Below are 22,540 nucleotides of genomic sequence, written 5' to 3' on the forward strand. Positions count from 1 at the left end.
GGCCATTCCGCAAGCCGTTCCCCACGCATGTTGCGCCGCATTAAATTTTTTTAATCATTGGGCGAAAGCGCCGACAGAACCCATTGGCTAATCTGGCGGCATTCTTTGTTGCCTGAGGCTTTTCCATGTCAGGGCTGTTCCGTCCGGCGCCGTTTTCTCCCGTCGTCAGTCCTCATGCGCGGCGTTCCAGCGTCATGCGCGCTGCCTTGTGCACGCTGGCCGCCGCGGTTCTGGCCGGATGCTCGCTCGTGCCTGCCTATCAGCGGCCCAGTACGCCGCTGGCGCCAAGCTTCGACGGCGCGGCGGGGGCCTCGCTGGCCGATACGGTGCCGGTCAGAAGCGGCTGGTGGCGCGAGTATCACGACCCCGCGCTCGACGCGCTGGTCGAGCGCAGCCTGCGCAACAACTTCACGCTGGCGTCGGCCGTCGCGAGCGTCGAACAGGCGCGCGGCAATGCCGAGAAAGCCGGCGCGCCACAGTATCCTTCGCTGTCGGCCGGCGGGACTTTTACTCGCAGTCACCAGGGCCGCGGTTCGACCACAAAGAGCCAAAGCCTCTTCGCCGAAGCCAGCTACGAAATCGATTTCTGGGGCTTGAATGCCGCCAACGCCAATGCCGCCGACCTGCTCACGCGCGCGTCCGAATTCGATCGCGATACGGTTGCGCTGACGCTGACTGCCTCGGTTGCGGACACGTATTTTCAGGTGCAGAGTCTGCGCCGCCGTCTCGCGATCGCACGGACCATTTCCGACGACGCAGCGCGCATTCTGCAATTGTTGCTCGCGCAACAAGCCGCGGGCGTCGCGACCGAATTGCAGGTGCAGCAGCAGCGCAATGCGCTCGCCACCTTCCAGGCCGCGGTGCCGGCGCTGCAGCAGCAACTCGACACCAGCGTGCATGCGCTCGCTGTCCTGGTGGGCACGGCGCCGGAACAATTCACGGTCAGCGAAGCCCCGCTCGCCGACATCGTCATTCCGCAGCCGCGCGCGAATTTGCCCGCGAGCCTGCTCGAAACGCGCCCCGACATCCGCTCGAAGGAAGCGCAGTTGCAATCGGCCAATCAGAGCGTCGGCGCGGCGCGCGCGGCGTTTCTGCCGAACATCGTGCTGACCGCCGACGGCGGCCTCAGCAGCAAGTCGCTGTCGCACTTCCTGTCGAGCCCGTTCGCCAGCATCGCCGCTTCGCTGGCGGCGCCGATCTTCGACGGCGGCGCGCTGCGCGGCCAACTGCATGCGAGCCAGGCGGCCGAGACGAAGAGCGTGGCGGATTACCGGCAGGCCGTGGTGACCGCGCTGCAGGACGTCGAGGATTCGCTCTCAGCGGCGCAGCAGCAGCAACTCGCGGAAACCGCCGACCAGAACGCCGCCGACGCCGCCCGCAAAGCCGCCACGCTCGCGCAAACCCAGTACTCGCTCGGCACCGTCGATTTTCTGACCGTCCTCGACGCCCAACGCACGCTGTACCAGTCTGAAGACACGCTGGTGCAGGCGCGGCTCGCGCGCCTGCAAGCGTCGGTCAGTCTGTTTCGCGCGTTCGGCGGCGGCTTCGGCATAACCGGCGATAGCGATGGCCGTCCCGCTTCCTCTTCTACGCCTTCCCGCTCATGAAACCTGCTGACCTTCCGAAACATGAGGCGCCGCGTGCGCGCAGAAGCCGCGCGCCGCTCGCTGTGGCGTTGGCCGTTCTCGTCGTGATTCTCGTGGCGTGGTTCTGGCCGAGGCACCCGGCTGTCAAACCGGCGCCGGCCGTGCCGGTCAACGCCGGCCATGCGGCGAATCGCGACTTTCCGATCCGCGTCGCGGCGGTGGGCACGGTTCTGGCGCTCAATACCGTGGACGTCAAGGTGCGCGTCGACGGCCAGTTGCAGCGCATCGCCTTCACCGAAGGGCAGGATGTGCACGCCGGGCAACTGCTCGCGCAACTCGATCAGGGACCGCTGACTGCCCAGCTGCATCAGGCGGAAGCGGCGCAGCGCAAGGACCAGGCATCGCTCGACAATGCGCGGCTCGATTTCGCGCGCTATTCGAAGCTGGTCGGCATCGGCGCGGCGACCACCCAGGCGGTCGACACGGCGAGGTCGCAAGTGGAAGCACTCGCCGCGACCGTCGCCGCGGATGCCGCGCTGGTGCAGAGCGAGCGCCTGCAACTCAGCTTCACGACGCTCTCCGCGCCGTTCACCGGCCGCGCCGGCGCGCGCGAAGCCGATATCGGCGCGATCGTGCATCCGACCGACACGACCGGCATCGTCACGGTCACGCAGATGGAGCCGATTACCGTGCAGTTCTCCGTGCCTCAGGACGTGCTGCCCGACCTGCTCGCCAATCAGGCGAAAGCGCCGCTGACGGTGAGCGTCACTACGCGTTCCGGCAGTACGCCGCTTGCCGACGGCACGCTCGTGTTCATCGACAGCACGGTCGATCCCACTACCGGCCAGATCAAGCTCAAGGCCTCGTTCACCAACAAGGACCGCAAGCTCTGGCCGGGCGAACTGGTGAACGCGCGCGTGCTGGTGCGTACCGATTCGCAGCGTCTCGCGGTGCCGAGCCGCGCGGTGGTGAATACGCAGAACGGCACGCAACTGTACGTGATCGACGCGAACGGCACAGCGCGGATGCGGCCGGTGCGAACCGGTGTCACGGTCGACGGCATGACGGAGATACGCAGCGGCATTGCCCCGGCGGATCTGATCGTGTTCGACGGACAAAGCCGTCTGAACCCGGGCGTGCATGTGGCGGCGACCATGGTGGCGACGCTCGCCGAGGCGCCGCCGGTCAACGCCAATGCCAACGCAGCGGGCAGCCAGGCTAACCAGGACAATCCGTCATGAGTTTCATGGAGTTGTTCATCAAGCGGCGCATTGCGACCAGTTTTCTGGCGATCGCGGTGTTGCTGGTCGGCGCGGTAGCGTATTTTCTGCTGCCCGTCGCGCCGTTGCCGCAAGTCGACTTTCCGACCATCCAGGTCGTCGCGAAGTTGCCCGGCGCAAGTGCGGAAACCATGGCGACGTCGGTGGCCACGCCGCTCGAGCGGCAACTGTCGCTGATTTCCGGCGTGACGCAGATGACGTCGTCGAGCTCGCTCGGCAACACCAACATCGCCGTGCAGTTCGACCTGTCGCGCGACATCAACGGCGCAGCGCAGGATGTGCAGACCGCCATCAACGCGGCCGGCGGCAATCTGCCGAAGAATCTGCCGAATCCGCCGACCTATCAGAAGGTCAATCCCGCGGACTTCACGTTGCTGTCGCTGGCGCTGACTTCGCCTTCGCTGACGCTCACGCAGCTCGACAGCTACGCCGAAGACTATCTGGCGCAACAGATCTCGCAGATGCCCGGTGTCGGCCTCGTCGATTTCCACGGCCAGCAGCGGCCCGCGGTGCGCATCCAGCTCGATCCGGACAAACTCGCCGCACGCGGCTTGACGCTGGAAGACGTGCGCTCGATCGTGGGCGTGCAAACAGTGAATGCGCCGAAGGGCAGCCTGAACGGCCCGGACCGCTCGGTCATCTTCAACGCGACCGACCAGATCACGAGCGCCTCGGAGTACCGCGATCTGGTGGTGGCGTACAAGAACGGCGCGCCGATTCGCGTGTCCGATCTCGGCACGGTTCTGAACGCCGCCGAAGACAACCAGCAGGCCGCGTGGCTGCAACACGAGCGCGCGATCATTCTCGACATTCACAAGCAGCCGGGCTTCAACGTCGTGCAGACCATCGCCAACATCAAGGCGAAGCTGCCGGCGCTCGAAGCGACGCTGCCCGCAGCCGCGCATCTGCACGTGGTGGGCGATCGCACGCAGACCATCGACGCGTCGGTGCACGACGTGCAGTTCACGCTGATGCTGACGATCGCGCTGGTCGTGATGGTCATTTTTTCGTTCCTGCGCAACCTGTGGGCGACGGTGATTCCGAGCCTGACGATTCCGCTTTCGTTGGTGGCCACGTTCGGCGTGATGTATCTGCTTGGCTATAGCCTCGACAATCTGTCGCTGATGGGTCTGACGATCGCGGTGGGCTTCGTGGTGGACGATGCGATCGTCGTGATCGAAAACGTGATGCGGCATATCGAAGAGGGTGTGCCCAGAATGAAGGCCGCATTGCTCGGCGCAATGGAAGTGCGCTTCACCATCGTTTCGATGACGATCTCGCTGATCGCCGTCTTCATTCCGATTCTGCTGATGGGCGGCATTGTCGGCCGTCTGTTCCGCGAATTCGCGGTGACGGTGAGCGCGGCGATCGTGATGTCGGCGCTGGTTTCGCTGACCGTGACGCCGATGCTGTGCGGCTGGCTGATCCGCTTGCCCGAGCCGGATGACGCAGGCTGGATGCGCAAGTTCGAAACGTGGCTCGAAGCGGGCTTTACCGCGGTGGAGCGGCGCTACGAGCGTGGCCTCGATTGGGTGCTGAGTCATCAGAAGCTGATGCTGGCTGTGACGGTGGCCACGATTGCGGCGACCGGCGCGTTGTTCGTCGCGATCCCGAAGGGCTTCTTTCCGCAGGAAGACTCCGGCTTGATCATGGGCGTCGCGCAGGCCGCGCCGGACATCTCGCCTCGCTCGATGTCGGTCAAGATGCAGCAACTGGGCAATCTGATCGAAGCCGATCCGGCTGTCGACAACGTCTACTACTGGATGGGCCCGAATCCGACCGTGAGCCAGGGGCGCGTCATGATCAATCTGAAGCCGTTCAATCAGCGCAAGGACAGCGCGGCGCAGGTGCTCAACCGCCTGAAGCCGAAACTGGCGAAGGTCATGGGCATTTCACTGTCGATGCAGGTGCGGCAGGACATACAGGTGGGCGGCCGCATCAGCGCCGCGCAGTATCAGTACACGTTGCAAGATCCGGACATCAACGAGCTGAACCATTGGGCCAGCGTGCTGACCGACCGGCTGTCGAGGCTGCCGGCACTCGCCGACGTCACCTCTGACCAGCAAGCCGCCGCCACCAGCGCGACGCTCGTGATCGATCGCAGCACGGCTTCGCGCTTCGGCATCACCGCGCAGGCGATCGACGACACGCTCTACGATGCGTTCGGCCAGCGGCAGATCGCGACGCTCTTCACGCAACTGAATCAGTACCATGTCGTCGAAGAAGTCAGCCCCGGTTTTCAGTTGACCACCGATGCACTCGCGCACCTCTACGTGCGCTCGCCGTTGACCAACGAACTGGTGCCTCTCAACACGTTGGCGAGGCTCGAGAACAACGTGTCGCCGATTTCGGTGAATCACCAGGGGCTGTTCCCGGCCGTGACGATCTCGTTCAATCTTGCGGCGGGGCAGTCGCTCGGCAACGCGGTGGCGGCGATTCACCAGGCCGAGGTCGCGGCAGGCAAACCCGATAGTCTGACGGGCTCGTTTCAGGGCACTGCACAGGCGTTCCAGGCATCGCTCGCGAGCGAGCCGTATCTGATCGCCGCGGCGCTCGTGGTGGTCTATCTGATACTCGGCATCCTGTACGAGAGCGCGATTCATCCGCTTACCATCATCTCGACGCTGCCTTCGGCGGGCGTGGGCGCACTGCTTGCGTTAATGCTGTGCGGTCAGGATCTCTCGATCATGGGGATGATCGGCATCATCTTGCTGATCGGTATTGTGAAGAAGAACGCGATTATGATGATCGACTTCGCGCTCGTGGCCGAACGGGAGCAGGGCCTGTCGCCGCGCGAAGCGATCCGGCAGGCCTGCGTGCTGCGCTTCCGGCCGATCATGATGACCACGCTTGCGGCGCTGTTCGGCGCGTTGCCGCTCGCGCTCGGTCATGGTGCGGGCGCTGAGCTGCGCGTGCCGCTCGGCATCGCGATTGTCGGCGGCCTGATCGTTTCGCAGATGCTCACGCTGTTCACGACGCCGGTGGTGCATTTGTGGTTCGACCGTCTGTCGCATTGGCTGGAGAAGCAGCGCTCGAGCGACAGTGTGGTCGAAACGGAATCCGTGGGTTGAGCGCTGACGCGCAACCCTCAATAGGCGTGCCATGCATCGGCATGCTTCACGCACAGCAAGACCGCCGCCGATACCGCCCGGCGGTCTTTTCTTTGACGCTATATTTTTTGCATTTCGCGCGGCTCTTAAGCATCTCTTAAGGCTCGATCGAAGCCTGTCTTCGTGATGTGCGTGACAACAGCGACTCGCGATTCCTTTTTACATCGTCGTAAGCTTTCCATAAGGTTTCCCGTCGCATATTGGCGCCTGGACGAAACGCGAGCCGCCTCGCTCGCAGCGTCGATCTATACGCCTATTAACGGGAGAACCAGCTTGGCAGAGATCTCGAACTATCGCGTTGCCGACATGAGCAACAAAGTGCCTGAAGCGACACTTGTCTTCTGGGCGATCAAGATCATGGCAACCACCGTCGGCGAAACCGGTGCGGACTATCTGACCGTGCACGTCGGTCTTGGCACGGCGCTCACCGGCGGGATGATGCTTGTGTTGCTGCTCGCCGCGCTGGCCGTGCAGCTTCGTATGCGCAAGTACGTACCGTGGATTTATTGGCTGACCGTGGTTCTGGTCAGCGTGGTCGGCACGCAGATCACCGATGCGCTGACCGACCGTCTCGGCGTCAGTCTTTACGCCAGCACGATTGCGTTTTCCATTGCGCTCGCCGCTGTGTTCGCCCTCTGGTACCGCAGTGAGCGAACGCTGTCGATCCACACGATCGTCACGACACGCAGAGAACTGTTTTACTGGGCCGCCATATTATTCACGTTCGCATTGGGCACCGCGGCCGGCGACCTCGCGACAGAAGCCTTGGGACTCGGCTTCATGATCGGTGCGGTGGCGTTCGGCGCGCTGATCGCGGTGGTGGGCATCGGGTATTACGTCGGCGGAAATCCTGTGCTGACCTTCTGGATTGCCTACATTCTGACGCGACCGTTGGGCGCCTCGTTCGGCGATCTGCTCTCGCAGTCACGCGCATACGGCGGTCTCGGTCTGGGCACGATCAATACGAGTGTGATGTTCCTGAGCGCGATCGTCGTGCTGGTTATCTTCGCCAGCGCTATCGAACAGCGGTCCATGCGCGCGGTCACCGTACGCGAACCTTGAGCCTTGAACCTGCGTCGCGCGGAAAGCTGCACACGATGCCTTCTTTTTTCACCGAGTATCGGATCCAACCGAAGAGAACAATCATGAATCAACGTACCCTCAGTAAAGCCGTCATTGCTTCGTTCATCGCGATCTCCGCGGCCAGTTTCGGCCACATCGAGCCGGGCAGGATCGGCTTTTCGTCCGCAGCGGCTGCCGAACCGGCCAAGGCGTCGAAGCTCGGCGACCTGTCGCCGTTCCGCAAGATTGCCGCCGATACCGCGGCCCTGGTCGGCAAAGGCGAGCTCGCGGGCGGCAAAGCGCGCATCAAGGATCTGGAACTCGCATGGGACGATGCCGAGCCTTCGCTGAAGCCACGCGCCGCAGCCGACTGGCACACCGTCGACAAGGCAATCGATCGCGCATTGAGCGCATTGCGCGCCGGCACGCCGAATGCGGCGGAATGCAAGCAATCTCTGACGGACCTGCTGGCGGTTATCGACCGGATGAGCGGCAAGGCTTGACGCTCTAGCCATGATTGAATCTGACGCCATCCGCGAGACCGGTGGGTGGCGATCGTCAATCGATATGGGATGCGAATCAGCTTTGCATGATGTCCCCGTAGAAAATACTGTTGGCTGCCCGTCGCGCCACCGGCAACAGTCGCCAAAGCGAATAACAGCGCAGTCGCGTTCAACTCGCTGAACTGGCTGGTCAAATCCATTTACGCCGGCGCGTAGGCTCACCCTGGTCGCGGCCCACATCACGTTTCGTCAGACAAAACTATCGCGACTGTAAGGTTATTCCAGATCATTATTGAGAATGATTCGCGTTTACGATAGATTGACACCCTGTCTTGAAAAAAACGGAGCGAATCTATGGCTGAGGTGCTCACTCGGCGGGGGGCTTCAACGGCGCGACCGATGTCTGTTTTCAGCCCCGGCGTTGCGTGCCCGCCGCCTTCGCCACGTATGCGCCGCCGTTCCCGCTCCGTCGACTGGGAGAACGGCACGCTGCTCGACGTGCTGATCGCCAACCGGCCGATGCTCGTCAATCTGGCGCGCGGCTTTGTCGGCTGCGCGAGTCTGGCGGAAGACGTGGTGCACGACGTCTTCATCAAGCTGGTCGATTTCCCGGATCAGGATGCCGTGCGGCAACCCGTGGCCTATGTGACCCGCATGGTGCGTAATGCATCGATCGATGCCTTCCGCCGCCAGAGCCTCGAAAGCACTTACCACGCGGACGAAGACGACGGGCTCGACGTGCCGTCGCCGGAACCGTCGCCCGAAGCGGCGCTGCTCGTGCGCGACACGCTGCGTCATGTCTACAACGCGCTCGACCAGTTGCCGCCGCGAAGCCGCGCCGCGTTCGAGATGGTGCGGCTGCGCGAGGAGACGCTGCAAAGCACGGCGCGCGCGCTCGACGTTTCGCAAACGCTGGTGCATTTCATGGTGCGCGATGCCGAGAAGCATTGCGCCGATTGCCTCGACGCCTGCAATCGCGGCGTTGCCGGTCCCGTGTTCTGCGGCAGCCGTGCCCGCCGCCGCGGGTAAATGGGCGCTCAGTGGGCGCTCTAATGCGGTCAGGTCGCCGCCAGGCCGCTCGCGGGCTTCGGCATGGGCGCCGGCATTCGCTATCAGAGCGGCTCGGCGGGCGCCGCCGACAACTCGCTGTACGTGCCGAGCTACACCGTGTACGACGCGGCGATCCACTACGAGATGTGCAACTGGCGCTTGGCGATCAACGGTCAGAACATTTTCAATCGCCGCTTTGTGAGCGGTTGCCAGTCGGCGAACACCTGCTTCTACGGTAATCCGCGCACGGTGATCGCGACGGCGAAGTACGACTGGTAAGCGGCAGGCGTTCGGGCGGGCAGCTGGGTTTCGAGCGCCGTCCGAACGTCCATTGCCATGTTCAACATTGCAACGACTGACCCCTACTCGAACCGACTATGCCGAAGAAAAAACTCGTTTATATCTGGTCTTTGAGAAACGCCGCCGCCGACAAGGCGCGTCGTTTCATTACGTCGACAACGGTATCGACTCCGGCGAAGTGATCCACGACGTGCTGAACACCGAGATCGACAAGGACGACACGATTCTGGAGCTACGCTGGAACAACTTCAACCCCGGCTGGCGCTCGACTCCGATGAATAGGGTGCAGGTATGATCCACTGCCTTGGTATCGACCGACGCTCACCAGGAGCCCCGCACTGAGAAGCGACGGAGTGCGGCGTTGGCCGCGCGCAAACGCAGGGCGGCCGGCAGGCAATTGATTTTGCATATTCTTTGAATTGGGCAGCGTGACGCCTTCCTGCACCAAAGGTGTGTGGAAGGAATCGGTTGAACGGCTGGGGAAAACGGCAAGTTAGTATGAATGTTGACGCATCTGATTCGTATTAACAATTGCGTCCTGTTCAAGTCATCTATAAGACATCTGACAAAAGACTAGGGGAGATTCCCTCAAACCCATGCCTGGCGGGCATCGGCCCGGTTTGGGGTGTCTGCGGCGTATGTTTATCTAGCAGCGCGTACTGGAAAACACGCATATACTCACGTGCGGGCCGTAAAAAGTAGTGCCGTGGGTCGCGCTGCCTTTGCGCCGTTCGTCGCAACCTCGCTGGCTCAGCGCTACAACGCTCTGTCTTTCAATTCACCAAGCAAAGCATTAAACATGTCCACGCCAAAGATCATCTACACCCTTACCGACGAAGCGCCTGCACTGGCGACCTACTCGCTGCTCCCGATCGTCAAGGCTTTCACGCGCTCATCCGACGTGATCGTTGAAACGCGTGATATCTCGCTTGCCGGCCGGATCATCGCTGCCTTTCCGGATTACCTGACCGCGGAACAAAAGGGTTCCGACGATCTGGCGGAACTGGGTGGACTCACCACGCGCCCGGAAGCGAACATCATCAAGCTGCCGAACATCAGCGCGTCGGTGCCGCAGCTGAAGGCCGCGATCACCGAACTGCGCGACCAGGGCTACAAGCTGCCGGCCTATCCGGACGAGGCGAAGACCGACGCTGAAAAAGACGTCAAGGCACGCTACGACAAGATCAAGGGCAGCGCGGTGAACCCGGTGCTGCGCGAAGGCAATTCGGATCGCCGCGCGCCGTTGTCGGTGAAGAACTACGCGCGCAAGCACCCGCACAAGATGGGCGCGTGGACCGCGGACTCGAAGTCGCACGTGTCGCACATGAGCGGCGGCGATTTCTACGGCAGCGAAAAGTCGGCGCTGATCGCGGCAGCCGGCAGCGTGAAGATCGAATTGACGGCCGCTGACGGCGCGAAGACGGTCCTGAAAGAAAAAACGGCAGTGCAAGCGGGTGAGATCATCGACGCTTCGGTGCTGAGCAAGAACGCGCTGCGCAGCTTCATCGAAGCCGAGATCAACGACGCGAAGGCGAAGGGCGTGCTGTTCTCGGTGCACCTGAAAGCCACCATGATGAAGGTGTCGGATCCGATCATGTTCGGCCAGGTGGTGTCGGTGTTCTACAAAGACGTGCTGACCAAGCACGCTGAAGCGCTGGCGCAAGTCGGCTTCAACCCGAACAACGGCATCGGCGATCTGTATGCGCGCCTGAAGGACCTGCCGGCCAAAACGCGCGAAGCGATCGAAGCGGACATCAAGGCTCAGTACGAACAGCGTCCGCAACTGGCCATGGTCAACTCGGACAAGGGCATCACGAGCCTGCACGTGCCGAGCGACGTGATCGTCGACGCATCCATGCCGGCCATGATTCGCGAGTCGGGCAAGATGTGGGGCGCGGACGGCGCGCTGCACGACGCCAAAGCCGTGATTCCGGACCGTTGCTATGCAGGCGTCTATCAGGCCGTGATCGAAGACTGCAAGAAAAACGGCGCGTTCGATCCGGTCACGATGGGCACCGTGCCCAACGTCGGCCTGATGGCGCAAGCCGCGGAAGAATACGGTTCACACGACAAGACGTTCCAGATTCCGGCGAACGGCGTGGTTCGCGTGACCGACGAAGCTGGCGCGGTTCTGCTCGAGCAGCCGGTCGAAGAGGGCGATATCTGGCGCATGTGCCAGGCCAAGGACGCACCGGTCCAGGACTGGGTCAAGCTCGCGGTGAACCGCGCACGCGCTACCAACACGCCGGCCGTGTTCTGGCTGGACGCGGCTCGCGCGCATGACGCGCAGATCATCAGGAAGGTCGAGCAATACCTGAAGGACCATGACACCAGCGGTCTGGATATCCGCATCATGACGCCGGTCGATGCCACGAAGTTTTCGCTCGAACGCATCCGCGCCGGCAAGGACACGATCTCGGTCACCGGCAACGTGCTGCGCGACTACCTGACCGACCTGTTCCCGATCATGGAACTGGGCACCAGCGCGAAGATGCTGTCGATCGTTCCGCTGATGGCCGGTGGCGGCATGTTCGAAACCGGCGCGGGCGGTTCGGCGCCGAAACACGTTCAGCAACTGGTCGAAGAAGGCTTCCTGCGCTGGGACTCGCTCGGCGAATTCCTCGCGCTGGCTGCGTCGCTGGAACACCTGAGCAACGCGTATCGCAACCCGAAGGCGGCGATTCTGGCCAGGACGCTGGATCAGGCGACCGGCAAGTTCCTCGATAACGACAAGTCGCCTGCGCGCAAGGTCGGCGGTATCGACAATCGCGGCAGCCACTTCTATCTGGCGATGTACTGGGCCGAGGCGCTCGCTGCGCAGACCGAAGACGCCGCGCTGCAGGCGCAGTTCGCCGGTGTGGCGAAGGCAATGGCCGACAACGAAACGAAGATCCTCGAAGAGTTGGGCGCAGCGCAAGGCAAGCCGGTGGATATCAGCGGCTACTATCGTCCGAGCGTTGAACTGACGAGCAAGGCAATGCGTCCGAGCTCCACGTTGAACAAGATCGTGGACGCGGTTGCGTAAATGGTCGCGTAAAGCACTGAAGTACGCAGTGAAGTAAGCGGTAAGCATGACGATGGCGCTCGTGAGCGCCATCGTCGTTTCTACCTGCACGTGGGCGGCGGCCATGCCTGCCGTCACACGTGAACGATTTCCCAATCGCCGATTTTTTCCGGAATTTCGAGCGTCGACGTGTCGACTTCGGACAGATGCGGGCAGGTCAAGCCGCGCGCGAGGTCGTCAGCCGCTTGTTGCGGGCTGGAAAACTCACCGAGCGTTTCGTTGCCGAAGGTTGCCTCCCAACCATCCTGTCCCGGCAAAATGTAGAACGCTCCCTGGGTCGAGCCAAAGCGAAAGCCTTTCATTTTTAGTCTCCCAATTGCCATTAAAAACCGCGACGCCGTGGCGGCTTCCTGCGGGCGGCGGGGGACAGACTCGACAGCGTTTTTGTCCTATCCGTTTCAACTCGACCGCGTGAAGCGCCAACTCATGTGAAAGAGTCTACGTCAGCAGGTCGCGTCGCAAGGGATCGTTAGATGGCTCATTCGATCAAAAAATACCCTTAAAAAACAATGGTTTGTTTGAGTCATTTTGAGATGTGAAACTCGAGGCGACATTGCGGAATGGCGAATTTGTGCCTTGCACCACGGTTTTTTACAGAGCAACGCGTCATGCCACATCGTGAAATTTTGGGTGGTTGGCGTGACGTAAGCCGGCACGGACTCAAGACGAAGCGGAACCTTGAAATAGCGATCCGCTACGTGTCGTTATCTTTTACACCAGTGATCCGGACACGCCGTTTCTCGATCCATTGCATTGATCTTGCCGGGCGGCACTATGACGTGCGCGGAGCGTTTACCTATACTCCTCTCACTCTGTAAGGCACCTCCACCCACAGTCATACCAACAACACGGAGCCTCACATGCCGATAGCATTGCGAAACGCGGCCTTGGCATTACTGACCTGCTCCATGTTGAGCGCCACCGTCTGCGTACAAGCCGATGCCAGATGCAACTCCGCCAATTGCAATCCTCGCGGCCAACTCCTCGATCGACGCACCACGCTGCGCCTGAGCGCAGCCGCATTCTCGAAACTGCTGGCGTCGACCGCCTCCGGCCAGCAACTCGCTCAAGTCGCCGGCACCCCCGCGTGCAACGTGGAGATCGTGTATTTCCGCTACCGCACCATCGGCGGAGCAGGGGAGCCCGCCACGGCCAGCGCCGCCCTGATGATGCCTGGCGGACGTACGGGGTGTAGCGGCTCGCGCCCGCTCATGCTCTACGCGCACGGCACCACCGCCTATCGCAAATACAACATCGCCGATGTGACGCAAACCGATCCGGGCAACGGGGACGGTGCGTCGGAGGGCATCAGCGTCGCCGCCATGTACGCAGCCCAAGGCTATATCGTGGTGGCCAGCAACTACGCGGGCTATGCCGGCTCCGATCTGCCGTACCACCCCTATCTGAACGCCGATCAGCAATCGGCGGATATGATCGACTCGCTGCGGGCGGCGCGCATCGTCCTGGGTGAATCAAAACCGGAAAGGCCGGAAAAGTCGGAGAGGCGCACGCGGGAAAACGGCAAGCTCTTTATCACCGGCTATTCGCAAGGCGGCTTTGTGGCCATGGCGACGCATCGAGCGCTGCAAGCGGCGGGCGTCAGCGTGACCGCGGCCGCGCCGGGATCGGGACCCTATGCGCTCGCCGCCACCGCCGACGCGCTCGTCGAAGGCGAGGTGAACCTGGGCTCGACGCTGTTCACGACGCTGGTCGTGACGGGCTACCAGCATGCGTACCAGAACATCTATCGCAAGCCCGGCGACTTTTACGAAGCCGCCTACGCGCCCGGCATCGAGAATCTGCTGCCCAGCGTGAAGCCGCTCGATACCCTGTTTGAAAAAGGGAAGCTGCCCGCGACGCAACTCTTCAGCAGCGTCCCTCCCGCCCCGCAGTTCGCCGCCATGACGCCGCTGACGGCTCCGCCCCTTGTGCCCGCCGCGCTGACGCCGCTCTTTGCTTCAGGGTTCGGCAGCGCGAACCTCGTGCGCAACGAGTATCGGCTGAGCCTTCTCGAAGACGCATCCGTCAATCCCGATGGCGCCTTCCCCAACGCAACGGTTGCTCTCGCGCCGGCTGCCAATCCGACCCATCCGTTGCGCCAGGCATTCAAGCGAAACGATCTCCGAAACTGGCGTCCGCGTTCGCCGGTTCTGCTCTGCGGAGGCCAGTCGGATCCCACGGTGTTCTTCTTCAACGCGCAGATCGAGCAGGCCTACTGGCTGAACGCCAAAGTGTCGGCGGGGCTCACGTCGGTGCTGGATGTCGACTCCCCGGTCTCCGGGCCCAACGACGCCTACGCGCCGATCAAGCAAGGTTTTGCGCTCGCGAAATCGACGCTCGCCAGTCAGGCGGTTGCGGCAGGCGCCACCGACGGCGGCGCCTCGGCGGTGCTGCAGGCCTACCATGGTGACCTCGTCGCGTCGTTCTGCATGGTCGCCGCACGGGCTTTCTTTGCGAACTTCTGAGCGTGCCGCCAACATCCGAACCGCCTGGCGGACTTCATCGGCCGAACAGCGGCAATCGGGTGGCAATCGGCTGGCATGCGGCGGCGTTCCGAAGCCGACGGACCGGCGCGGTACGCTTTTTGTCGCTGTCACATCGAACCTGCTTTTCGGCTGTTGCCTCCCTATACTTTGAACAAACAAGGACTTTGAACAAACAAGGCAGCAAGCCAATCAACTGATCATTCATCCGGCTTTCAGATCGATCGGGAGCGAAGACGCGACGATCTGTTCCTTACGGCACAGCGGCACATCGAGTGCGTTGCATCGCAGGAGCGCCAATCTGGAGCGAGACATGAGCCAGTCAGTATCCGCCAGGGCCAAGGCTGGCCATCCCGGCCATCCCGACCATCCCGGCGAACCCGCGCCTCACCGGCCGGCGATGCCCGCGCTTGCACTTGCGGCGCTGGGTATCGTGTATGGCGACATCGGGACCAGCCCGCTCTATACGCTGCAGACGGTGTTCGATCCGGCCAGTGGACTCACACTGAACGCGCTGAACGTGGTCGGCATTGTGTCGTTGATCGTCTGGTCGCTGATTGTCGTCGTCTCGCTCAAGTATGTCGCGCTGATTCTGCGCGCGGACAATCACGGCGAGGGCGGCATCATGGCGCTGCTGGCGCTCGCTGCTTCGTCAGTGACGACACGGCCACGGCTGCGTCATACGCTGCTGGGCGTCGGCATCATGGGCGCCGCGCTCTTCTACGGCGACAGCGTAATCACGCCGGCAATCTCGGTGCTGAGCGCGGTCGAAGGTCTGGAGGTCGCCGCGCCGTTTCTGAAGACGTACGTGATACCGGTGACACTGGTTGCGCTGGTCACGCTGTTCCTGATGCAGAAGCGCGGCACAGCCGGCATCGGCAAGATCTTCGGACCTGTGATGGTGCTCTGGTTCATCGTGCTTGCCGTGGTGGGCGTCGTCAATATGACGAGGGCGCCGGTGATACTGTATGCGCTCGATCCGTTCACGGGGCTCACATTCTGTCTGCGTCACCGGTGGCTGGCCTTCGTTGCGTTGGGTGCGGTCGTGTTGTCGCTGACGGGCGCCGAGGCGCTGTATGCCGACATGGGACATTTCGGCGCGAAGCCGATCAGGTTGACGTGGTTCGGCCTGGTGTTCCCGGCGCTCGCGCTGAACTACCTGGGGCAGGGCGCGTTGCTGCTTGCGGATCCGGGGGCGCTGCAGAATCCGTTCTACCGGCTGTTCCCGCAATGGGCGCTGTATCCGATGATCGTGTTGTCGACGATCGCGACCGTCATCGCGTCCCAAGCCGTCATCTCGGGTACGTATTCGATGACGAAGCAGGCGATGCAACTCGGCTTCCTGCCGCGCATGAACGTCGTCTATACGTCGGAAAGGGAGATGGGGCAGATCTACGTACCCGGCATCAACTGGACATTACTTGCTGCCGTCGTGGCCGCGGTGGTCGGCTTCGGCTCATCGACGGCGCTCGGCTCCGCATACGGTATTGCCGTGACCGGCACGATGCTGATCACAACAGCTCTTACGTTCTTCGTCGTGCGCTACGCGTGGCATTACAACTGGCTGCTGTGTGTTTTCGCCACCGTATTTTTCTTCGTCATCGACGCGACGTTCTTCTCCGCGAATCTGCTGAAGCTGATGCAGGGCGGCTGGTTCCCGCTTCTGATCGGGCTGATCATCTACACGATCATGGCGACATGGGGGCGCGGCTGGGAGATGATGCGTGCCGAAGCGCGCGTGAGGGCCGGGACGACGCCTCTCCGGCCATTCCTGGCGAAGCTGCTGGCCCGCTCGCCGACGCGGGTCGGCGGTACGGCGATCTTCCTGTCGGCTGATCCTGATGGCGTGCCGCACTCGCTGATAAACAATCTGATGCACAACCGCGTGCTGCACGATCGCGTGGTTTTCGTGACGGTGAATAATGAGGAAATACCATGGGTTCCGGCGAGCGAGCGCGTGACTGTGCACCCGCTCGACTCGGACTGCTACCAGGTCACGATCACCTATGGCTTCATGGATGAGGTCGATCTGCCGCGCGCACTGAAGGCGTCGGGTTTCACCTTCGATCCAGCTGAGACGTCTTATTTCCTCAGCCGGGCGACCGTGGTGCCCACGCGCGACAGCGGCATGGCGATGTGGCGCGAGCGGCTGTTCGCGGTCATGCTGCACAACGTCGGCAACGTCGCGGCCTATTTGAAGCTGCCTGCCAATCGGGTAATCGAGTTGGGCGCACGCGTGGAAATCTGACGCGCTAAGCCTCACGATGCGTGCCCATACGGCCTCTCGAAATGCTCGATGAGCATGCGCGGTCGCGGTCAGTTGCTGGCGTTGATCACGGCCTTCTGCACGGCATGTTCCTGCAAGCCCCACTTCACGAGAATCTTCTGGTACGTGCCGTCGGCGATCAACTGGCTGAGCGCGGTCGTCAGCGCGGTATTGAGCGCCGCGTTACCCTTCGCCATGCCAATGCCGCTGTACTGCGACAGGAACGGCTTGCCGACCGGCGCATAGGCGTTCTGCTCCACCGAGTTCTGGTAAGGCAGCGTTTCACCTCCCTGCACCGCGGCATCGATCCGGTTCTGACGCAACTGCATGCGGGCATCGGATGAGCCGTCCGTGCCGACCACCTTGATCGCCGGCTTGCCGGCCTTCACGCAGTGCGCGTCGCTCCACTTCGTAATGTCGTCCGGGAAGGATGTGCGGCGGCTCGCACCCACGGTCTTGCCGCACAGCGCATCCATGTTGGGGAATTCGCCTGCGCGCGCCTTGACGGTGTAGAACTGCGGACCGCTCGCGATGTAGTCGAGGAAATTCACCGCCTCGCGGCGTGACGGCAGGTCCGTCATGCCCGACAGGATCACGTCGACCCGCTTCGTGGCGAGTGCGCTCATCATCTGGTCGAAGCTGCTCTCTTCCCACTGCAGCTTGACGGCGAGCTTCGCAGCGAGTGCTTCGCCGAGATCGACGTCGAAACCCATCAGCTTGTCGGTGGCAGGATCCTTGTATTCGAACGGCGGATAGTTCGGCACGATCGCCGCGACGAGCGTGCTTTTGCCGATCGACGGCGGTGTCTCGGCATGGGCAACCGAAACCTGCAGCGCCGCAGCGCCGACGATGAGCATGACAAGGCTGCGCAAACGGAAAGATGCGTTCATGGGATCGCTTGGAAGTGAAGGTTGAACCGGATGCCTGCCGGAACCCGGCGTTATGCTCAGGACAGCACGGCTGAAATGAAATCCTGGGTGCGGCGATGCCGGGGTTGCGACAGGACCTGTTGAGGTGGACCGCTCTCCACCACTTGCCCCTGGTCCATGAAGACCACGCGATTGGCCACTTCGCGTGCGAAGCCGAGTTCGTGCGTCACGACGATCATCGTCATGCCGCTCTTCGCCAGATCGCGCATGACGGCCAGCACTTCGCCGACCAGTTCGGGATCGAGCGCCGAGGTGGGTTCATCGAACAGCATCAGTTGCGGATGCATCGCCAACGCGCGCGCGATCGCCACGCGTTGCTGCTGGCCACCCGAGAGTTCCACCGGGAACGCGTCGCACTTATGCCCGAGCCCTACACGCGTCAGCAAGGCGCGTGCTTCGTCGAGCGCTTCGGCGCGACGGCGTTTGAGCACCTGCACCGGCCCTTCGATCACGTTCTCCAGCGCGGTCTTGTGCGGAAACAGGTTGAAGCGCTGAAACACCATGCTGGTCGCGAGACGCTGCCGTGCGATCTGCTTCTCCGACAACTCGTAGAGCTTGTTGCCGACACGCCGGTAGCCGACCAGTTCGCCGTTGACCCACAACGCGCCGTCGCTGATCGTCTCCAGCTGATTGATACAGCGCAGGAAGGTGCTTTTGCCCGAGCCGGACGGTCCGATTACGCACAGCACGTCGCCTTTGGCGACGTCCAGCGTGATCCCCTGCAGCGCCTTGAATTCGCCATACGACTTGCGCAGATCGACCGCGCGAACGATGGAAGTCATGGTGGGTTTCTCCTTTGTCGTCGCCGGGTTCACTGCCGGCCCGAGGCGCGGCCCGCGCCTCGGGCGTAATGCCGCTCGACGCGCGACTGCGCGAACGACAGGACCGTCACCACCACCAGATACCAGATGCCCGCCACCATCAGCAGTTCGATCACACGGGCGTTGGCGTAGTAGATGTTCTCGGCGTTATGCAGCATTTCCGCGTACTGGATCACGCTCGCGAGCGAAGTCAACTTGACCATGCCCACCAGTTCGTTGCCGATCGGCGGCACGATCACCCGCATCGCCTGCGGCAGGATCACGCGGCGCAGCGCCTGCAGCCGCGGCATGCCGATCGACTTCGCTGCCTCGTACTGCCCCGTGTCGACCGACAACAGGCCGGCCCGCACCACTTCCGAGGTGTACGCGCCCTGGTTGATGCCAAGACCGAGCAGCGCGGCGAGGAACGGCGTCATCACGTCGACGGTGCGGAACTCGAACAGGCCTGGAATGCCCAGCGCCGGAAACACCAGCGCCAGGTTGAACCACAGCAGCAGCTGCAGGATCACCGGCGTGCCGCGGAACAGCCACACATAAGCCTGCGCGACGGTTTGCAATACCGGATTGGTCGATAGCCGCATGATCGCGGTGATCACACCGAGTACGATGCCGAGCGCCATCGCCAGGATGGTCATCACGATCGTGTTGACCAGACCGGTAAGGATCGAGCGCGCCGTCAGGAAGCGCGCGACGTAGCGCCATTCAATCTGTCCATGTGCAAAAGCGGCGACCACATAGCCCACGATCGCGATGATCGCCGCCGATGCGAGATAGCGTCCCCAGTAGCGGCGTCGCACATGCTCCAGATGCGAGATGCCGGTGACGTCGTCCGCGCCCGTTGCTGCCTGGCTGTTCTGCGATGTGCTCAACATGTGGGTCCCCTGTAATCCGCTGCCCAGGCGGCCTGTCGGTCGATGGCCGCACGCAGGCGTGCGATCTGTTCGGCGACGCGCGGCGGCGCGGTCCCGCCAAAGCCGCTGCGCGCTGCAACGGCCGCGTCCAGTGTGACCCGCTCGAGCACGGCCGGCTCGAGGCGGGCGTCTACCGTGGCCAGCGTTTCAGCCGACACGTCAGCGAGTTCGATGCCTTGCACTTCGCAGGCGCACACCAGTGCGCCCGTGATCTCGTGCGCCTCGCTGAACGGTACGCCGCGCAGCGCGAGCCAGTCCGCAACCTCGGTTGCCAGCGTGAAGCCGAGCGGGGCCTGGCGCCGCATTTCGTCGACATTCACGCGCATCGTACGGATCATGCCCGCCATTGCTGGCAACACGAGTTCCAACGTGTCGATGCAGTCGAATGCCGCAATCTTGTCTTCGGCAAGATCGCGGTTGTAGGCAAGCGGCAACGACTTCAGCGTCGCCAGCAGACCACTCAGGTTTCCGATCAGGCGGCCGGCCTTGCCGCGCGTCAATTCGGCAATGTCGGAGTTCTTCTTTTGCGGCATGATCGAGCTGCCGGTCGCATAGCCGTCGTCGAGTTCGACCCAGGCGAACTGGCGGGACGTCCACAGGATCACTTCCTCGGACAGTCGCGACAGGTTCACAGCCAGCATGCTCGCGATGAACACGAATTCGGCGACATGGTCGCGTGACGCAACCGCATCGATCGAATTTTCACACGGCGCGTCATACGCCAACTCCTCGGCGGAGAGTTCCGGCTGCAGGCAGATCGCCGAACCCGCCAGTGCGGCGGCGCCCAGCGGCGAGCGCGCACTGCGGCGGTCCCAGTCCAGCAGACGGTCCACGTCACGATAGATGGCTTGTGCATGCGCGAGTAACTGATGCGCGAACACGATGGGCTGAGCCGGCTGCAAGTGGGTAAAACCCGCGGTCACGGTTTGCACATGCGTCTGCGCCTGTTCGACGAGTGCGTTCTGAAGACCGATCACACCCAGAGCAAGTTTGCGCGCCTTGTCACGCAGATAAAGACGCAGATCGTTCGCCGCCTGGTCGTTGCGCGAACGTCCCGCTCGCAACTTGCCGCCGACCGTGTTCAGACGCTCCGTTAACGCGCGCTCGAGAAACGTGTGTACATCTTCGTCGGCCAGCGACGGGGCGATCTCGCCCGCGAGAAACTCAGCTTCGATTTGCGCCAGCGCATTCAGAAGCTGCTGCAGTTCGTCATCGTTCAGGATTCCCGCGCGACGCAGTTCATGCGCATGGGCGCGGGATCCGGCGAGATCGTAGGGGGCGAGGCGAAAGAAGCTTGGGTCGGATCTCGACAAGGCCTCCAATGCGGCTGAGGGACCGGACTTGAAGCGGCCACCCCACAAGCGCTCGATTGGTTCAGAAATGCTCATTGCCGGATGCCTTGCGTAGTTGGGTTATATGAACTCTACGTGTTCAACTTTTCTTCTTGTAGCGAGAATTAAATTCTGATGAAATAAAATTTTTCTCAGCATCTTGTCCCTGCCCATGAGAGATCGCCTTCCGCCGCTCAACCCACTTCGGGCCTTCGAGGCGGCGGCACGGCGCGGCAGCGTGTCGGGCGCGGCGCAGGAATTGAACGTTACGGCAAGTGCTGTCAGTCACCAGATCCGCATTCTCGAGGGCACGCTTGGGGTGGCGCTATTCGTCAGGTCGAAGGCGCGCGTCAAGCTGACCCGGGAGGGCGAAGCGCTGTTGCATCCCGTCAAAGGCGCGTTCGACATGATCGCGAGTGCGGTGGTCAAACTGGGTTCGCCCGCCATGGCCGGCGATCTCGTTGTTTCGACGCCGCTGCTGTTCACCTCGCGCTGGCTTGCGCGGCATATCGGCGAGTTTCTCGATCACTATCCGGGGATCAAACTCAAGGTGATCCCGTCCAACGATGACCGCGAGGTCTATGCTCCCGATGTCGACGTTTGTGTGCGTTATGGCGAGGGCCGTTGGCGCGACCGCCGTGTGACGCTCATCACCCATCCGGCGTTGTTCCCCGTCGTCAGTCCGGCGCTGATGAACGGGCCCGACGCAATCCGCAAGGTCGGGGATCTCGCTGGCAAGACATTGTTCTGCGAACACTCGGGATCGTGGATGCGATGGCTCGCGCAAGCGTCGGCCGACAAGCTCGAGGGTCTGCGGATTCTGGAAATCGGCAACGCGCACATCGGCATCGAAGCTGCCGTGCGCGGTCAGGGTGTCGCGCTGGGCGACAGTTTCTCGGTGCGGGACGATCTGGTCGACGGCACGTTGATTCGCCCGTTCAACATCACGGTGCCCTCGCGGCACGCCTATTATCTGGTGTCCCGTCACGAACTCGCGGACACTCCGCTCGTGTCCGCGTTCGCGTTGTGGCTGGACGCGAAGCTCGGCTAAGTTGGCCGCTTTGAGCTGAGCCGATCCGCACAACAATAAAGGACGAGTTTCATGCTCACTTATTCATCCGTGGTTTCCCGCTGCATGACAGCGTTGGCCTCTATCAAGTGCTCGGCGCGCCCTTCGTCTGGCGATACAACGGTATCGGCATCGCCAAAGGGAACATCGCCTTGATCAAGACGGTTTCAAATGCGGTCAACCAGATGATTGCCGATGGCAGCTACGCAGCACTGCTCTCGCAATGGGGGATTAAAGATTTCGGCATCAAAAAAGTGACGCTGAACGCCGAAGAATAATCGTTCATCGGTGCGTGGCATCGCGGGCCATCTCGGCGCTTTACTCACACTTGTCGCTGACAGCGGAGGAGGTGGCGGCGTCGTTGAATGTCTGGGTGCGCGGCACGCGCCGTCGTTGCCTTCGGCCGTGCCGTTTCCGCCAGCACCTAGTGCATGACCATTTTGAATTCTTCGAGCCCCAGCTTGATGGGCTCCGCGGGCTTGAAGGATTGTTTGAGTTCCGCCACCCTCAATATCTCGAGCTGCGCGTCTTCGAACGCGATGAGAAGATCTGTCCGCCGCCTGCTCGCGGCCCCGCAATATCTGATCAGCGCCTCAGCGCTCACTTCGAAGATCTGCGCGCGATCGTCAAAACAGACACGAAAGGCCACGGTTGCGCATTCCGTGACACAGGGCCTGAACCCCTCATCGACATAGACCGACATGGCGATCTCCCAGCACACGCCTGAACTGACAGGATGACGGAGCGTCAATTTCAGGTATGTGGGAAAACCCGC

Annotated in this window: 18 protein-coding genes and 1 pseudogene; 13 read left to right on the plus strand and 6 right to left on the minus strand. The window is 62.3% G+C overall.

Annotation, left to right across the window (positions count from 1 at the left end; all coding sequences use genetic code 11):
- The first annotated feature begins 194 nt into the window (after nucleotides 1-194).
- The 9 genes and pseudogenes from AC3WLT_RS27985 to AC3WLT_RS28025 all read left to right on the plus strand — a co-directional run bounded on the left by AC3WLT_RS27985 (nucleotide 195) and on the right by AC3WLT_RS28025 (nucleotide 11,916).
- Nucleotides 195-1,607 (plus strand): efflux transporter outer membrane subunit, encoded by a 1,413-nt coding sequence (locus AC3WLT_RS27985; RefSeq protein WP_492594911.1) that lies wholly within the window; start codon nucleotides 195-197, stop codon nucleotides 1,605-1,607.
- The gene (locus AC3WLT_RS27990) at nucleotides 1,604-2,827 is read left to right on the plus strand and encodes an efflux RND transporter periplasmic adaptor subunit (RefSeq protein ID WP_492594912.1); all 1,224 of its coding nucleotides are present in this window, start codon (nucleotides 1,604-1,606) and stop codon (nucleotides 2,825-2,827) included. The genes AC3WLT_RS27985 and AC3WLT_RS27990 overlap by 4 nt, the downstream gene beginning before the upstream one ends.
- On the plus strand, nucleotides 2,824-5,937 hold the full coding sequence (locus AC3WLT_RS27995; RefSeq protein ID WP_492594913.1) for an efflux RND transporter permease subunit: 3,114 nt from the start codon (nucleotides 2,824-2,826) through the stop codon (nucleotides 5,935-5,937). Before AC3WLT_RS27990 ends, AC3WLT_RS27995 begins: the two co-directional genes overlap by 4 nt.
- A gap of 345 nt (nucleotides 5,938-6,282) precedes the next feature.
- Entirely contained in the window at nucleotides 6,283-7,038 is a 756-nt protein-coding gene (locus AC3WLT_RS28000; protein ID WP_492594945.1) for a COG4705 family protein, read from the plus strand.
- Between the two features lie 83 nt (nucleotides 7,039-7,121).
- Nucleotides 7,122-7,541 carry a histidine kinase gene (locus AC3WLT_RS28005; RefSeq protein WP_492594914.1) on the plus strand — a complete coding sequence of 140 codons (420 nt, stop codon included), beginning with the start codon at nucleotides 7,122-7,124 and terminating at the stop codon, nucleotides 7,539-7,541.
- A gap of 354 nt (nucleotides 7,542-7,895) precedes the next feature.
- Nucleotides 7,896-8,570, plus strand: coding sequence for an RNA polymerase factor sigma-70 (locus AC3WLT_RS28010; protein WP_492594915.1), 675 nt, complete (start codon nucleotides 7,896-7,898; stop codon nucleotides 8,568-8,570).
- A gap of 45 nt (nucleotides 8,571-8,615) precedes the next feature.
- Nucleotides 8,616-8,870: pseudogene (locus AC3WLT_RS28015) on the plus strand (TonB-dependent receptor domain-containing protein); the annotation flags it as partial.
- A 67-nt stretch (nucleotides 8,871-8,937) separates the two neighbouring features.
- Nucleotides 8,938-9,186, plus strand: coding sequence for a hypothetical protein (locus AC3WLT_RS28020; protein WP_492594949.1), 249 nt, complete (start codon nucleotides 8,938-8,940; stop codon nucleotides 9,184-9,186).
- 504 nt (nucleotides 9,187-9,690) lie between these two features.
- Nucleotides 9,691-11,916 (plus strand): NADP-dependent isocitrate dehydrogenase, encoded by a 2,226-nt coding sequence (locus AC3WLT_RS28025; protein WP_492594916.1) that lies wholly within the window; start codon nucleotides 9,691-9,693, stop codon nucleotides 11,914-11,916.
- 113 nt (nucleotides 11,917-12,029) lie between these two features.
- On the opposite strand, the gene AC3WLT_RS28030 is transcribed toward AC3WLT_RS28025, so the two are convergent.
- Nucleotides 12,030-12,257 (minus strand): hypothetical protein, encoded by a 228-nt coding sequence (locus AC3WLT_RS28030; RefSeq protein WP_492594917.1) that lies wholly within the window; start codon nucleotides 12,255-12,257, stop codon nucleotides 12,030-12,032.
- Nucleotides 12,258-12,815: 558 nt separating this feature from the next.
- On the opposite strand from AC3WLT_RS28030, the gene AC3WLT_RS28035 reads away from it, so the two are divergent.
- Both AC3WLT_RS28035 and AC3WLT_RS28040 read left to right on the plus strand, forming a co-directional pair.
- Entirely contained in the window at nucleotides 12,816-14,420 is a 1,605-nt protein-coding gene (locus AC3WLT_RS28035; RefSeq protein ID WP_492594918.1) for an alpha/beta hydrolase family protein, read from the plus strand.
- A 331-nt stretch (nucleotides 14,421-14,751) separates the two neighbouring features.
- Nucleotides 14,752-16,686: a potassium transporter Kup gene (locus tag AC3WLT_RS28040; RefSeq protein ID WP_492594919.1), complete on the plus strand. Its 1,935-nt coding sequence runs from the start codon at nucleotides 14,752-14,754 to the stop codon at nucleotides 16,684-16,686.
- Between the two features lie 68 nt (nucleotides 16,687-16,754).
- Here AC3WLT_RS28040 and AC3WLT_RS28045 read toward each other — a convergent pair whose 3' ends face one another.
- The 4 genes from AC3WLT_RS28045 to argH are packed head-to-tail and all read right to left on the minus strand — an operon-like array spanning nucleotide 16,755 to nucleotide 20,753.
- Nucleotides 16,755-17,594, minus strand: coding sequence for an ABC transporter substrate-binding protein (locus AC3WLT_RS28045; RefSeq protein ID WP_492594920.1), 840 nt, complete (start codon nucleotides 17,592-17,594; stop codon nucleotides 16,755-16,757).
- Nucleotides 17,595-17,650: 56 nt separating this feature from the next.
- Nucleotides 17,651-18,415, minus strand: coding sequence for an amino acid ABC transporter ATP-binding protein (locus AC3WLT_RS28050; protein WP_492594921.1), 765 nt, complete (start codon nucleotides 18,413-18,415; stop codon nucleotides 17,651-17,653).
- A gap of 29 nt (nucleotides 18,416-18,444) precedes the next feature.
- Complete coding sequence (locus tag AC3WLT_RS28055; protein WP_492594922.1) at nucleotides 18,445-19,326, minus strand: amino acid ABC transporter permease; 882 nt, start codon at nucleotides 19,324-19,326, stop codon at nucleotides 18,445-18,447.
- Nucleotides 19,320-20,753 carry an argininosuccinate lyase gene (gene argH, locus AC3WLT_RS28060; RefSeq protein ID WP_492594923.1) on the minus strand — a complete coding sequence of 478 codons (1,434 nt, stop codon included), beginning with the start codon at nucleotides 20,751-20,753 and terminating at the stop codon, nucleotides 19,320-19,322. Before argH ends, AC3WLT_RS28055 begins: the two co-directional genes overlap by 7 nt.
- A gap of 115 nt (nucleotides 20,754-20,868) precedes the next feature.
- On the opposite strand from argH, the gene AC3WLT_RS28065 reads away from it, so the two are divergent.
- Both AC3WLT_RS28065 and AC3WLT_RS28070 read left to right on the plus strand, forming a co-directional pair.
- Nucleotides 20,869-21,747, plus strand: coding sequence for a LysR substrate-binding domain-containing protein (locus tag AC3WLT_RS28065; RefSeq protein ID WP_492594924.1), 879 nt, complete (start codon nucleotides 20,869-20,871; stop codon nucleotides 21,745-21,747).
- Nucleotides 21,748-21,854: 107 nt separating this feature from the next.
- Nucleotides 21,855-22,043: a hypothetical protein gene (locus AC3WLT_RS28070; RefSeq protein WP_492594925.1), complete on the plus strand. Its 189-nt coding sequence runs from the start codon at nucleotides 21,855-21,857 to the stop codon at nucleotides 22,041-22,043.
- 146 nt (nucleotides 22,044-22,189) lie between these two features.
- On the opposite strand, the gene AC3WLT_RS28075 is transcribed toward AC3WLT_RS28070, so the two are convergent.
- Nucleotides 22,190-22,468 (minus strand): DUF1488 family protein, encoded by a 279-nt coding sequence (locus tag AC3WLT_RS28075; protein ID WP_492594926.1) that lies wholly within the window; start codon nucleotides 22,466-22,468, stop codon nucleotides 22,190-22,192.
- Between the last annotated feature and the right edge of the window lie 72 nt (nucleotides 22,469-22,540).

The sequence above is a fragment of the Paraburkholderia sp. FW306-2-2C-D06C genome (assembly GCF_058781505.1).